Genomic DNA, 14,999 nt, shown 5'->3' with positions numbered 1-14,999 from the left:
GACCTACTCCACCAGCACGAAGCCCGCCCACTTGAACGCCTCGCCACTGTACCTCCCCCGCAGTTCCGCCTGCGTAGCGCGAAACGCCTCGGGCACGGCCATTTTTCCCTCCAGCCAATGCTTGTAAAAAGCCGTCATAAACACCTGGGTCTGAAAATCGGGCACCTGCCACAGCGACATGATGAGGTAGCGAGCACCCGCTATTTTGAAGGCACGCTGCAAACCGTATACCCCTTCGTTGCCTACGAGGTCGCCGAGGCCCGTTTCGCAGGCGGAAAGCACCACGAGTTCGGTATTGGCAAGGTTCATCTGGCTGATTTCGTAGGCAGTGAGGATGCCGTCTTCCAGGTCGGGGCGCAAGGGTTTGCCCGTTTTCCAGGCGTGGTTGCCACCCGCCAGTACCAGGCCGGAACGGATCATGGGGTTGTCGGATACTTTGAAGGTTTTTTCGCCAATGGCCTGCCCCTCACCCGGTTTTGACTCTTTTGGATCGGGAAAGAAAAAACCGTGGGTGGCTAGGTGCAGGATGCGCGGTGATGGACTGCCATGACCTAAAGCTTTGAAAGATTCCTCGGTAGCTTCGGCACCTTTTTTCAAAGTAGGCACAATGCTTTTACTTTTCATCACATTGGCGGCGGCGCTGATTTCTACTTCGGTCCAGCGGAGGTAGTTCCAGTTTTCGCCGCGCAGGGTGGAGTCGTTTTGGGTGATATCGGGGCCGCGACGGGCGGCTAGATCCTCGGGTTTGGCTGACGTATTGGCGGCCACAGTGGGTGTGGCGTCGTATTGGATGCCACCGTAGAGTTGGGCGGTAGCGCTTTGCTGGGTGGTGGGCACGGGTGGGATAACCAACTGCCGGGTACTGCCCAGTATGCTCAGGCGGGTTTTTTCGGCCAGGGTTTTGCCGTCGGGCGTGGGGATGGCCCCCAGGTTGAGGCGGTGCAGCAGGCCGGAGGGCGAGCAATATACGGTGGTGCCTTGCGGCAAGGCAGCCGAGATGGGTTTCCAGATTAGATCGTAGAGTTGGTCGCCTTTTTTGTCATTGGCATAAAGGTCGTTGTAAAAAGCGGGTTGGGGGTTGCCCTCGGTTTTGAGGAGCGTGGTGAGTTGTTTTTCTTCGAAGAGGGGGATGAATTCTGGCGCGTCTGTACCAGGCAAAAGAACAAGCGCAGCGTAAAGAACACTGTCAGTAGGAAATTGAATGCTTTTATTGTAATAATTGAAATGTACAAATTCAATCGCTGCGGCATTGGCATGCAAGCTTTTTTGTACTGCTTGCCAACTTACTTGTCGCTCTACTTCTGTATACCCATCAACCTCTCTGGCGAGTTGTTTCTGAAGCTCATTTTTTTTCATTTCAAAAGAAACGACTTCAGAACTATCACGTTTAGAAAAGGGCTTGGAGTAGGCGTCGCCCAGACGGCGTTCATAAGACTTTAACAAATTAAGCATCTCTTCGTGTGCAGGATTTTTTGTAGCTAATTGTCGGGCGCTGATAGCTGATTGTAGCAAAAAACCTTTCAGAAATAGAGTGTTGTTGTAGGAGATACCAGAAATTCCAGGAGGTATCTGTAGCTTTGGTGCTGCTGTATGTATGAGTGAAAAAACTGCGTCCTGCAAGCCTTCTTCTTTGCGAAAATATCGCTGCATTTCCTGTTCAGAAAGGTGGTGCAGTGCATTGCTCAGATTGAATTGAAGCACTTTGGTTAATTGATTAAACAAAGCTTCGGAAGCAACATATCGGCCAGTCATCTGATATAATGCCGCTAGCAGTCGGAGCGCTTCTAGGGTTTGTTCACTACCTTCTCCAACGGAATTGTGTGCAATGCGGAGTGCATTCTGCAAGAGCGACTCTGCGTGTTCCAATGCCCCAGTTTCGATATAAATAGCTGCATGACGACTAAGACAATATCCATAACCCGGGTGTTCGTAACCTTCCAATTTAGCTCTTACCCCACAAGCTTCATTCAACAAGGATTCTGCTTTTTCAAATTGTTTGAGCCTAGCATAGATTGTGGCTAAGCCCTCCAGTATTTCAGGGTAATTGCCCGATTCTTTGCCCACTGTTTTTTCAACGATAGATCGGGCTTCCAACATGTGTTCTTCAGCTTTTGGGATGTTGTTCACCCGAAGATAGGACATTGCCAAAGTTTTTAAACTAAAAGCAAAAGTGTAATGTTTTTCGCCTACTGCAAGGCGACGTCTTTCTGTTGACTTCAGTGCATATTGCAAGGATTTGGGGTAGTTGCCCATCATTTCGTTCAACGTAGCTAAATTGTTAAGAACGGTGGCGGCTTTTCTGTTGTTGGAACCTTCATGTGTTTCAATATAGGCTAACGCGCTTAAAAATGCTTCTTCACCCTGCTCGTATTGGCCTGTTCGGATGTAGCCGACACCAAGATTGACCAGGATGTTGGTATAGAAGGTATTGTTTTGATTGTGTGGCAGCTCCATCACCTGACGGCCTTCGAGCAAATAGGGCAACGCTTTTTCATGTTGCCCCCATGACATGTAACAATAAGCAATATGACTCAGACTTATCGCGTAAGAGGCATGTTGTTTGCCAAGTACTTTTTTTCTGATGCGCAGGGCTTCCGAGGCCCAATTAAACGCTTCCTGATCAGGTATCTCTAGTTGTCTAAGCATTAAACCGTAATGGCTGTGACAGCAACGGGCATACGCAGCGGATTCGCGGCCAATTTTTTCAAGGGCTATATTTTCGGCCAATGTGTTTAAGCGGAGTGCATCGGAAAAATTTTCAGTTGTGTCTACCCTGCGAAGCAAACTATCCACCCGCCGCAGCGCCACTGAATCCACCGTCTGCGCACTCAACAAACCCGTGATCAGGCACAAAGCCATCCATAAACAGTTTCTCATAGTAGTATTGATTAACAGGGTGAGGCGAATTATTGCAACAACTTCAGTGCTTTTCGAGCCTGTCTGCGGTAAGGATGTCCCGGGTTTGCTGCTATCGTGGTGAATTGGGCAAGCGCTTCCGACTTTTTGTCCGCCAACAATAGGGCCAGGCCTCGGTACCATTCCAGTTGGGGTTTCCAATCCAATTGACGACTCTGGATTTGGCCAAAATGAAGCAAGGCATCCGGGCCTTCGCCCGTTTGCAGCAGGCAATAAGCTCGTAGAGATTGCAGAGTGTCGTTCGCTGGCCGGGCGCTCCCCAATTGCTCCAGTTCGAGGTAAGCGGTGGTAAAGTCCCGTTTTTTTAGTTTTTCATCGATGCTGGGAAAGGCCTTACTTATGTCAAGCCCTAGTAGCGGATAATCCACGTACCACAACTGATCGAGCAGGGCTTGCAGGGCAATATTTGCTTGGCCCGCACCGCGCGTGGCAACCAAGTCGGGCGCAGGATTAAGCGGCTCAGGAATGAGTTCATCCTGGAGTGCAAAGGTTGGGAAAATGGGATCAGGAGGTACTGGAACTTCTTCCTTCGGTTTGATTTGGGCAATAGGGGGCTTTTCGCGAGGTTTTTCAGATTTATTCTGTTCAGGAGCTTGTTCTTTGCGTGGTGCAGGTGCGCTGGGAGCTGGCTTTTCGCTAGGTGGCGCAGCTGGCGTAGCCTCATTTTTGGTAAAAAACCAATAGGCCACGGCGGCCAAAAAAGCCAGCGCAGCCAGGGTGAACAATATCCGCCTCCAAAACGTTCGTCGGTGCTGGGCAGCCTGTTCTGCGGCTACTTCGCGCAACTTGGATTCCAGCCTCAAACCCGCCAAGCCCTCCATGACTTGTGCGGCTGCGCGGCGTTCGTCGTCTTCAGCGTTGTTACTCAGGTATTGTTCGTAATCTTCCATTGTCGCGCTATTTGGATCAATTTTTTCATACAATCGCTGCGTTTTATCTTCAGCGAATCGGTAGTGGTATAGCGGGTCCAGCCTTGGCGAACCACTTCTTCATCGGGATAACCTTCGATGTGGTGGAGCCGGATGACAGAGGTACAAGGTTCGCCCATTTGCCCCAAAAATTGCCGTACCAGCTCGGCTGATTCCCGTTGCCGGTTACTGGCTTCTATATCTGGGTCGTGCAAATCGTGGTGGTCTTCGATCGATTCATAGTTTGTTTGGCGTTTCCTGGTCATCGACAAGGCCACCCGCTTCATGATTTCGACGAGGTAACTAGAGGGGGCATGGCCTTGAAACTGGTACGAGCCGTCCTCTATTTTTCGCAAAAAGATGAGCGAACTTTGGTTGAGCAATTCATCGACGCTTTCTGGCGCCAATTTGTATTGCTCAACCAATTTCTTCGCCGAAGGCATCGCCTTGTTTTGCACACAACGTATTGCCGAGTTGTTCAAACTTTTCAGGGCTTGAAACAATTGCTCATTGTTTTCAAATTGTCGACAAGGGTTTGAAGGTGTCAGCCACTCGGTAATGCGCATCGAACTCAAGCTTATATTGTATTGATCAACTTAAAGGTAAGTGTTTTTTGAAAAAATTATTCGCATGGTATAGTTGACCTGACTATAAAGTCTATTGCTTTGGCAATTGATCGAAGTTGATCACCGGTTTTTTACCTCCCGGGGTCCGTTTGAACATGGAATCCGGGTTGGTGAAATTGTTGAAAAAGCCACAATTGCGGAGAAAGAACTGGTTGTTTTCCACCCCACCATTAAAGTCCATGCGCAGTTTTTTTCGCCCGGTATCATCATTGGTAAATCGAGCCTCCGTCATTTCGCTCCAGTTGCCCGAATCATCACAAACCCATTGGTTGTTGAACAACACTTTGCGGGTTATGGCGCCTCGTTCGGGTTGGAAATTCTCCAAAAACGAATGGGGCGACTTATACCAGGTTGAGATTTTGGGCCGCTTGAAAGAAGCAATGAGCCGCCAGGCCTGCATGTTGGGATCAAAAAAGTAGGAGGTATAGGTAGTGGTGTTGTCGCCATTGGGGCGAATGCGGGTCAGGAATTTATAGGTCTGGCCCGCTTTCCAGTTGTACAGCAAATAACTTTGGCCACCGGAGCCTTCGCCTCCAAAATCCTTGGCATTCACACCTGGTCCTTTGGCCAACAACCTCACCCGCTGATCGTCAGGGATGGAGGAGGGATCGTCGGTAGTGAAAGGGCTCCAGACCGAGAACAAAACCCGGCGCTCGGTAGCGCTATTCACCTGGATGCCACAATACCCTTCGGCAAAGCCGTTGACCATAAAGTAGGAGCCGATGGCATCGTTGCCAGTAGGCACAGTCACTTCGTTGTAAAACCATTCGATGTTTTTGCCAGCGGGGAGGGTGTAACTCATGTGTACCGAAGGGCCACGTCGCCCGAAGTAGTAACTGTCTTCCACGGCGCCCGTCAAACTGGCGTTTACAAATTTGATGTTGGCTGGGTCACTCTGGATTTCTATGGCCTGGATGTCGGCGAATTTGGCTCCGGTTTTTTGCAGGCCCTTGAGCACAATGGGAACGTAACCCGCTTCCAGGGTAAAGGTGCCCAGCGCATATTTTTGCCAATCGCTGCCGTTTACGTCTACTTTGATGGTACTGCCTTGCATGCCCACATTGAGGCTGCTGGCTTGAGCAGCTTTGGCGATCAGTTTCAGGGAGTAAGTCCCTTTCTCTTGGATGCGGAAATACACCGTGGGGATCACCGCCGCATCCGTCCAGTTTTGGATACCCATGGTTGAAAGACCAATGCCACTTGCTCCAAAATTATTGAAGAAGGTATTGCCACCCAAAGGGACTATGTTGAAGGGTTGATTGCTGGTAGTTGGGGGTGTAACCACGCCGCTACTGGCGGTGGTTTTCCAGCGGGCGCTTAGCCAGCCGGGTTGTATTGCACCCAGTTCAACGGCACCGCTTTCGGTGTGTAAATAGGTACTCCACCATTTGTTTTTGAGGCGCAGCTGATCAGTACCCGCAACCGGTTCCAGTATCCACATGGCGCTCCACCAGCCGGGTTCGATGGCTCCGATGGAGGGGGATTTCGCATCTTTTTCGGCATTGAGGTAGCCACCACTGGCCACATGTTTGAGGCGCACCTCAGTACTGTTGGCAATTTTTTCGATGATCCAGGCCGATTGGTTGCTCTGAACTCCGAGGCTGGGTTTCCCGGCTTCAAACTGGAGGTAAGTTTGTTTCCAAACGTTTTGAATGTTGACATTGCCTTGGGCAGAAAGCTGCTGGGTCAGGGCAATGCCCAGGGTGAAAGCGACTAGATTTCTCAAGTACATTGGTATTTGGTTTTGTATTGAACTCACAACTTCGGCACCTGGCTCAATTCCACCCCCAACACATGTTTACTGATCACATTCAAATCTGAAGCCTTCCCTTCAAAATGAAAGGTTTGCTGCACATGGCGATAAGTGCCACCTTTTTTGAGTACCAGGGCAGGGGAGGAGGTTTCCAGTTCATAAAAAGCGCCCATTTGTTCGCCTTTGTCGTTCGGGCCGTCGTTGTAGGTATTTACCACGTCGCCACGGTAGGGGTAGCGCTGGATTTCCCACATGGAATTGACATAAGCGGTATCGCCAGCGTAGCTGAAACGGACGATGGTCAAAGCACCTTTTTCGGCATCGTAACTGCCTGCGAGGGGCTTGACAATGGAGGGTGGAATGCCAATTTTGCCCCGCGACTTGGCGTCGCCTTTGAAGAAGAGTACACTGTCTTTTTTAATCAAACGATCGGCAGCAATTTTGCCAAAATAAGCATCGTTGACCTGGGCGCTACCGCCAGCTTTGTAGGGCAACATGACCACTTGTGCGGGGCTGGCCTTCAACATGCCCAAAAGCCAGATGGAGAGCACCCCTTTGGATTTGTCCCAATCTTCCTGGCCCGTATTGCTGAGCTGATTGTCACTTTCATAGCCTACCCATTTTACGGCATTCAGCGGTACTTGCAAGAGGTCGCTGGCTTCTTTTTCGCTCAACAAACGGATGCGGCGTTCCACCTTGAGGTCGAAACGGGTACCTGCATAGTTTTCGATGCTGAAACTTTTGGCAAAAAGGGCTTGCGTTTTATCTTTTTGCACGGCTGGATAGGTCATGGTATCGATGGCACCGGGTGTTTGCCAGTGGGGAAAATCAAAAGGGTCACCTTTTTTGAAATACAGGCCATATTGCCCGCCTTCCGGGCCCAGCCAAAATCGTTCTTCGCCACCAAAGGCATTCATGTGGGGCTGGTATTCCCCTTTGGAGATCAAATCGTGGTTGATCCAGCCGTAGCTGGTGCCTTCCATCCCCGCAGCACTACTGGTCATTACCCGACCCTGGTAGGCTTCGGCGAGCAGGACTTTGCGGTCGCCGTCTTCGAGCAGGATGAGGGGGATATGGGTTTTGAGTTGGGTGTAATCGTAGGCGAAAGTGCTGGTGTCGGTGGTGGATTCGGTGGAGTTGGTAGCTGGATTTTGGCAGGCCTGGAAAAGGCCAAGGGCCAAGATGAAAGGAAGTAATCTGTGCATAGGTGTTTTGTTGGTGGACTTAATGTCTTAAAAGTATCGAAAATGATTGATTAAAATAGAATTGGGCTGAGCTATTTTCAATTAGCCCAGCCCAACTAAATCATCCTTTAAAAACAACTATTTTTCGCCAACAAAAACATAGGGACTATTGCCAGCAGAACCCGTGCAAAGTGCGTCAGCATCCCATCGGCCAGCAGTTCTTTCCCACTTGCACGTACTGGTGTTGCACGTGAAGCTGAGGTTGTCCCACCAAACCCGGTTGCATTTTGGGAAAACGTATTTGTTGTGCGCACCAGCCGGGATGTTGATGGTTTGGCCACTGCTGCCACCCGGTAGTCGGAACTCCACCCAAGTGTGGTCGCTCACACTGCGAAAGGTTTGAGCGGCACAAGCGCAAGACGGATTGTTGATGGAGCTAGCTGATTTTTTCGACCATAAAATATTGTAAATAGGTGACTTAGTGCTCGATCCTATAGCCCCATACATTACTTTTGAGGTATATAAATCGATTTGAAGGGCGACATTGCGACCAGGGTCCTGGAGGTAGACCGACCAATCGTCGCGCCCAACTTCGTTAAAGCTAAAACGGGTGGTACCCAGCAAATCGCGTTCCAACCATTTGCCCGAAGCGTCTTTGGCTAAAGTGCCCCTGCCTTCAGCGCCGTTGTGAAATTCGATCATTTCTACGTTGCGGCCATTGGCACTTTGGCTGGCCTGACCACTGGTGAGCCTGAGGTAACGCAGGGGCGCCGGGCGATCGCCTCTAAAGGCCAAACAACTCACCGAATAAGTAGAATCCAGGATCATTTTTTTCTCTTCTTTGGCCAGTGGATACTCATACACGGTACCCAGTTTGCCCGTTTGTTGCATCAACAAATTGGGGAGTGTACCCATATCGATATTCAACTTAGTCATGCAATTTTTGGTGTCCAAGGAATGCATGAGGCCAAAAGCATGCCCCAGTTCATGAGACCAACCGGCCAGCTCGGTAGCCAACATATGGGGCCGATTGATGAAGATGTCGTAGGTGCTGTTCCAGAAACTCCCCGTCATTTTTAATACTCCACCCCAGCCGCCAGCGTCACCCGCCGTGCCTTCCAGAACGGAAACCACTATGTTGCGGTTGTTGAGGAATTCTTGTCCTAAATTGGCTTTAATGAAGTTGTAGTTGTTGTTCCAGTCAACGGCATCCTTAACACTGTAGTTTGAACGCAATACACTGACTTCCGGATCAAATTCAAAAGTAACTCCCAGCATCTTCAAATAATGGCTTTGCATGATGGCCAAAATTGCTGCGATGGCTTCTTTTGCCCTGGGTTTTTCCACTTGTCCAACTGGGACAATGTACAGGCCTTTCACCCGGAGGCTGGTCGCCACGATGGGACTGTGGAGCTGGTGCCCGGTGGGCGTTTCATCTGCCGCATAACTGCTGGAAGCATTGTTCATAAACAAACTGCTTTGCAGATCCTGTGGTTCGGTAATGGGTTGAAGAGACAAGTTTTGGGCATTCAAACTGGCAAAGCCCAAAATAGCCAGCACGGTTAATTGGAAATTTTTCATATTGGATTTTAACTGTTTTATGGTGAAAAGACCTTCAAAAAGCCATTTTTAGGCGCAGCTTCAGTTGTACTAAATGTTGTCGGGATCAATATGTTATTGGGATCAATTTTAGGTTATTGTCAATGGCATAACCAGCATTATCCGCATAAGCGACTGCGCTTAAAAAATAACCATTGGCTACGGATGTCCAGAATTTACCCGCATTTACTGTCGATTTTAGGTTCCCTTGATCGTCAATACCAATGCCCAGATCAAAACTTTTGGCACTGATGCTTTTCATTTTTCCAGGGACCTGGCTCCAATTGCTGCCCGCATTATTGGTACGCCACATATTGCCACTATTGAGGGCCCAGGCGGTATTCCCATTCACTGCCGAGATGCTTTGCGCCGCGCCACTCACTTTTGACCAGGTAAAGCCAGCGTCCAGGGTTCTATAAATTTCCAGTTTGTCATTGACGCCCCAGGCAATCTTGTCGTCCACCCCAGATATTTGTTTCAGCAGACCAGGGGTGGTTCTCCAGGTAGCGCCTCCATCCAGGGTCAGTTCAACTTTCCCCTCAAAATTGATGCCCCAGGCGGTCGTATTGTTTATTGCAGAAACGTACGCTAATTTTTTGTTTAGGTCATACCATGTATTGCCAGCATCCATGGATTTGAAAAGATACCCCGCAATATTAACCCTCCAGATGATTTGTTTCAATGGAGCGGAGATTTGATCTGGAAAGGTCCCACTGCCCATTGCCCCCAGCGTTGCGTCGGCTGTGTTCGATGGGCTGCTTGTGGAGGTTGAAGAGGCTCGATAAATCTGCCATTGGGCACTCAACCAACCAGGTTGAATTGAGCCCATTTCTAAGGCTCCGGTCTCCGTATGCAAATAAAGGCCCCGCCATCTGTTCTTGATGCGTACCAGTTCAGTTCCAGCTATGGGCTCCAGTACCCACATGGAGCTCCACCAACCGGGGCCTGCTGCACCTACTACTGGAAACTTCGCATCAGTCTCTGCGTGTAGATAGGCTCCACTGACCACATTTTTTAGGCGTACAACATTGTCGATGTCAGTTTTTTCGGCAATCCAAACTGCTTTTTCACCTTGTGGGCCCAATCCCGTTTTACCGGCATCCGCCTGGATATAGCTTTTTCGCCAGAAGTTCTGGATTTCGGCAGTTTCTTGCGCCGATAAATGTTGTGCTGTAAACAGGAGGCTACAAAGGAGCAACAATTTGGGGCACCTGGCGAAGAAGCTACGCCAGCTTTGTTTTATTGATTCGAGCGCAGGGTCTGCTGCACGTTTTTTGATTGGTTGTTTCACGTATATTGGTTTTGGTGGATGAATGAATTAGATGGTAGTGATGGGACAAAATTGATCAAAATGTGTAGGCCTCACAATCACCCTAAGCGGTGAAAAAGGGGGGGGCTTTACCACTGAAAACTCACCCGCCCGGGTGAGTTTTTAATTAACAAAAGCACTTAACTTTACAGGAATTTATACCACATGAAAAAGACCAAAATCAGCATCATTGAAGACAATAAAGTTGTGCGTGAAAATGTATCCAAGTTCGTCGGGTTCCATGAAGAGTTTGAACTGTGCCAGGTACATGGCTCCGTAGAATCTTTCTTGCATGCGTTGAACATCAATCCTTCGCTCCAATCGGACATCTTGATCCTTGACATCGGGCTTCCCGGTTTGTCCGGGCTGGAAGCCATCCCCCTGATTTTGGAAAGATTGCCGCAGCAAGACATCATCATGCTCACCACCTACGAAGAGGAAGACGTGATCCTCAAAGCCTTGTGCTCGGGAGCCTGTTCTTATATTTCCAAAAAAGCCAGTCTGGACGAAATTGTGGAGGCCTTGCGCATTGTGGCCAATGGTGGTTCGTACATGTCGCCATCGATTGCCCGTGAAATTGTCAATCACCTGATGGGCGGCAGGGTCAGCAAAGCCAGTATTCTTTCGGATCGACAAAAAGAGATTTTGGAAAAACTGGTGGATGGTAAGAGTTATGCCACGATTTCCACGGAGTTGTTCATTTCCATCGAGACCGTGCGTTCACACGTCAAGAAGTTGTACAAAGTCCTCCAAGTAAACAACAAAACCGAGGCGATTACGCAGTACATGAAGGGCTACATCAAATAGCTAAGGAACGGAAATAGAATAAAGTAAATGGGTTGACTTGGCTATTTTTTGATTTGGCAAGGCAGGACGAAGGCGCATAGCGGGCCTACGCAACTGAGGAGTAACGCAGCGAAATCGAAAAAGAGCTTGTCAAGCGTTTACATTATTCTGTTTCCGTTCCTAGGCCAAAATCATTATCTTGAGAGTTCGAAGCGTAATCATTTAAAGGCTGCTCTATGATTTCCCAAAATCGATGCCATCATCACCTGCCCAGGTGTGTAAGGTTGTTGTATGTTTATTTTTGCGTGAGCTCGATGTTTTCTTGCAATCAGAATCACCCCAACGAAAACTTGCCCCACTTTTTCCCCGAGTTTATTCCGGCCAGAGGGCGTCTTGTTTCTCAGGACAGCATCATTCTGCCACAAACCACCGCAGTTGGCTCCGTATTTGTTGGTCCCAATTGTACACCCTTTGAAGTAGCCGCCAACACCAACATCCAAGCTCTTGGTCGACCCGAAACTAGACCAGCTGGGTTACCTGCAAAAGCCATCCCTGGACAAAATGCCATAACCCTGCCCAACGTAACCCTTGCGGTAGATCATCCTGTGCCAATGGGCATTCCCGAAACAAGTGTAGTCAAAGATGCCCACATCAACGATCACAATCCCGACAACTTTAGTTCTTTCAGCGTTTTACATGGTTTAAAACACATTCAAGCCACTTGTTTGCTGCAGGATCAATTGGGCTGTTTGTGGATCGGTACTGATGGCGGCGGACTGAGCCGTTACGATGGCAAACATTTCATTACTTATACCGATCAAGCGGGGCTGGGCGGCAACAGCATCAGCAGCATTTTTCAGGATAAACAAGGCAACATCTGGATCGGTTTTTGGAGTGGGGGCATCTCCAAATTCGATGGAAAATATTTCACCAATTTCCGCCTCGCTGAAGGATTTTCCGATTTTCCCGTCATCAAAATCATTCAGGACAAAGCAGAGAATGTATGGTTTTGCAGTTCCGGAGGACTTTTCAAATACGATGGCAAAAACTTTGCTCACTATACCGAAAAACAGGGCTTGATCAACAATGATGTCATCTGCGCACTGGAAGATAAAAAAGGGAATCTTTGGTTTGGTTCAGCGGGTGGCTTGAGCAAATTTGATGGCCAAACTTTTTACAATTATACCAACAAAAACGGACTCAAAGCCAATTACATCTATGCCATTAGAGAAGACAAAAACGGACTACTTTGGCTGGGTTCCACCGGAGGGCTGGCGTCCACTTTTGACGGCACCACCTTTGCGCATTATCAACTCAACGCTGATTTTACCATCACTAGCATCATTCAGGACAAGAATGAAAACATCTGGTTTGCCTCTGATGGCGTGGGTTTGCTCCGCTTAAATACCCGCCTGAATACCCTGACCCGGTTCAGCGAAAAACAAGGTTTGAGCAATAATTTCATTTCGGACATGCTCGAAGACCGGACGGGGGCAATCTGGTGCAGTTCCCTGGGGGGAGGGGTAATCAAATATGCGGGCAATTTATTCTCACATTTTACCATAGCAGAAGGCATCAGCAGTGATATTGTGTTCGATGTATTAAATGACCGTAATGGCCACATGTGGCTGGGCACCCGAGGCGGTGGATTAGTTCAGCTGGATCGCCGCAAAAATATTTTTCGTCATTACTCAACCGATGATGGCTTGGGGCACAAACTGGATAACAACAGTATATTCAGTCTTTTAGAAGACAAAGAAGGTAACATCTGGTGCGGAACCTGGGGCGGGGGCGTTTCGAAATTCAACGGCAAAAATTTTGTCACCTATACCCAAGAATCTGGCTTATGCGGCAATGACATTCGTTGCATCTATCAAGATCGCAGTGGTGCCATTTGGTTTGGATCTTGGAACAACGGGATTTCCAGACTTGACCCTGTCGGTCAGTTTTTTACCAATTATACCACCAAAGAAGGACTGAGCCACAATGACATCAAAAGCATCATCGAAGATCAGCGCGGAAATATCTGGATTGGCACCAGAGGTGGAGGCCTCAATAAACTTGACCAACAGCGCAAAACAATCACCCATTTCACTACGCAGGAAGGATTTTTCAGCGATGATGTGTCAGGCCTTGTAGAAGATAAATCGGGTCAAATTTGGATCAGCAGTGTCGGCAATGGGCTGATTCGCTTGGATCAGGCTCAACGACAGTTCACCCGTTTTGGAGTAGAGGAAGGTCTGATCAACAACAATATTTTGAGCCTGACCCTGGACGAACAGGACAACCTTTGGCTGGGTACCCGCGGTGGCTTGAGTAGGTTGTCGCAGACTGCATTGAGGCAACTGGAAAAAGCGCAGCTTGTACAACCTGAAGCCTTGAACCAATCGCCAGTACTGTTCAAAAATTACGCCTACGAGGATGGCTTTTTAGGTGTATCCTGCTATTTGGGCGCCATTGGACAAGATACAGCAGGCAATATTTGGGTGGGTGCAAGTGATCGTCTTACCGTGTACCACCCAGGTGGCGACAATTTTGAAACTCAAGCCCCCCAGGTAGAACTCAGCACCGTCAACTTGTTCAACGAATCGATCCCCTGGGCGCTGTTGGCAGGGAAAAAGGATACTTCTTTCAATTTGAGTAATGGTGTAAAAGTGGGCCAATTCCGATTTGCTGATTTAATGCCCTGGAAAGGGGTTCCTAAACAATTGAGCCTGACCTATAACAACAATTTTCTTGCTTTTCATTTTATTGGCATTACCACCAAATCGCCGCAAAAAATGCGTTATCAGTACAAATTGGAAGGTGTTGATGCCAATTGGAGCGGTTTAAGTGCGCTTACTGAAGTGCCTTATGGCAATTTGCCTGCGGGAACTTATACATTTAAGGTTAGAGCCATGAATGGGGATGGTTATTGGAGCAAAACCTTGATGTACCCTTTCAGCATCCGTCCGCCCTGGTGGAAAACCTGGTGGGCTTATTTACTTTATGCGGGTCTTTTTGCAGCAGCTGTTTATGCTTTCATCCAATACCGCACTGCCCAGGCTATCCAAAAAGTAAAAGCATTGGAAGCCATCCGTACCAAAATTTCCAGTGACTTACACGATGACGTCGGTTCCATTTTATCGGGCCTGGCCATGCAATCCCAAGTGATGGCCTACACCGCGCCAACTGAAATCAAAACCGCCCTGAACGAACTGAGTGACATGAGTCGCGATGCCATGGAACGCATGCGCGATGTTGTTTGGGTCATTGACTCCCGGAAGGACAAATACGAAAACCTGATTGACCGGATGCGGGTTTTTGCTGAAAAAAATCTGGGAGTCAAAAACATTACTTACCACTTTGCAGTGAATAGCATTGATGGGAAAAAATTCATCGATCCAGAAAAACGCCAAAACATTTACTTGATTTTTAAGGAAGCGATTACCAATATTCTAAAACATTCAGATGCTTCAATGGTGAAGATCGTTTTTGAGCAGGAAAAAAATCAGCTCCGCTTATTTATCCACGATAATGGATCCGTAAAAGAACAAACGTTTTCAGATGGCTTGGGCTTGAGCAATATGGCTATGCGGGCAAAACAAATTGGCGGTAGTTTGCAAATCGCATTTGTAGATGGTTTTAGGGTGGAATTAAATCTGGATGAAAACAAAAAAGCTGCCTCCAAAAATTGATCCGGAGGCAGCCTGGGCATTGATGTGCTGAGGAAACCCCATTGCACAACATGAAATTACCAAATAAACCAAATGATTGATTTGTTTTTTCATGGTGAAGATTTTAAGAGGCAATAATTGAAGTGCAAGTGCGCCAAGAAACCTGCATCTTTTGCTGAAAATTGGCTTTTAAAGCACTAAATTAGAGTTTGAAACATAGCCGCCCAATTCCACAACCTTTGTGCTGGCCTTGCTAAACGTG

Annotated in this window: 9 protein-coding genes; 2 read left to right on the top strand and 7 right to left on the bottom strand. The window is 48.3% G+C overall.

The genetic code is table 11. The features are described from left to right. Positions 1-3: 3 nt before the first annotated feature. The 7 genes from ACO08K_RS09170 to ACO08K_RS09140 all read right to left on the bottom strand — a co-directional run bounded on the left by ACO08K_RS09170 (position 4) and on the right by ACO08K_RS09140 (position 10,277). Entirely contained in the window at positions 4-2,877 is a 2,874-nt protein-coding gene (locus ACO08K_RS09170) for a CHAT domain-containing protein (RefSeq protein WP_421796095.1), read from the bottom strand. Positions 2,878-2,906: 29 nt separating this feature from the next. Then, positions 2,907-3,806 carry a hypothetical protein gene (locus ACO08K_RS09165; protein ID WP_421796094.1) on the bottom strand — a complete coding sequence of 300 codons (900 nt, stop codon included), beginning with the start codon at positions 3,804-3,806 and terminating at the stop codon, positions 2,907-2,909. Continuing rightward, entirely contained in the window at positions 3,782-4,390 is a 609-nt protein-coding gene (locus tag ACO08K_RS09160; protein ID WP_421796093.1) for an RNA polymerase sigma factor, read from the bottom strand. The genes ACO08K_RS09165 and ACO08K_RS09160 overlap by 25 nt, the downstream gene beginning before the upstream one ends. Positions 4,391-4,481: 91 nt before the next feature. Next, entirely contained in the window at positions 4,482-6,182 is a 1,701-nt protein-coding gene (locus ACO08K_RS09155) for a DUF3472 domain-containing protein (protein ID WP_421796092.1), read from the bottom strand. A 23-nt stretch (positions 6,183-6,205) separates the two neighbouring features. Next, entirely contained in the window at positions 6,206-7,408 is a 1,203-nt protein-coding gene (locus ACO08K_RS09150) for a DUF6786 family protein (RefSeq protein ID WP_421796091.1), read from the bottom strand. Positions 7,409-7,525: 117 nt separating this feature from the next. Next, entirely contained in the window at positions 7,526-8,968 is a 1,443-nt protein-coding gene (locus ACO08K_RS09145; RefSeq protein WP_421796090.1) for a hypothetical protein, read from the bottom strand. A gap of 85 nt (positions 8,969-9,053) precedes the next feature. Beyond that, positions 9,054-10,277: a tectonin domain-containing protein gene (locus ACO08K_RS09140; RefSeq protein ID WP_421796089.1), complete on the bottom strand. Its 1,224-nt coding sequence runs from the start codon at positions 10,275-10,277 to the stop codon at positions 9,054-9,056. Positions 10,278-10,460: 183 nt separating this feature from the next. On the opposite strand from ACO08K_RS09140, the gene ACO08K_RS09135 reads away from it, so the two are divergent. After that, positions 10,461-11,102, top strand: a complete 642-nt coding sequence (locus ACO08K_RS09135) for a response regulator (RefSeq protein ID WP_421796088.1) — start codon at positions 10,461-10,463, stop codon at positions 11,100-11,102. 329 nt (positions 11,103-11,431) lie between these two features. Further along, positions 11,432-14,758 carry a two-component regulator propeller domain-containing protein gene (locus ACO08K_RS09130; RefSeq protein WP_421796087.1) on the top strand — a complete coding sequence of 1,109 codons (3,327 nt, stop codon included), beginning with the start codon at positions 11,432-11,434 and terminating at the stop codon, positions 14,756-14,758. Positions 14,759-14,999: the final 241 nt, after the last annotated feature.

The sequence above is a fragment of the Haliscomenobacter sp. genome, assembly GCF_965225875.1.
Taxonomy (GTDB): Bacteria; Bacteroidota; Bacteroidia; order Chitinophagales; family Saprospiraceae; genus Haliscomenobacter.
This window is presented reverse-complemented; position numbering and strand designations above follow the sequence as displayed.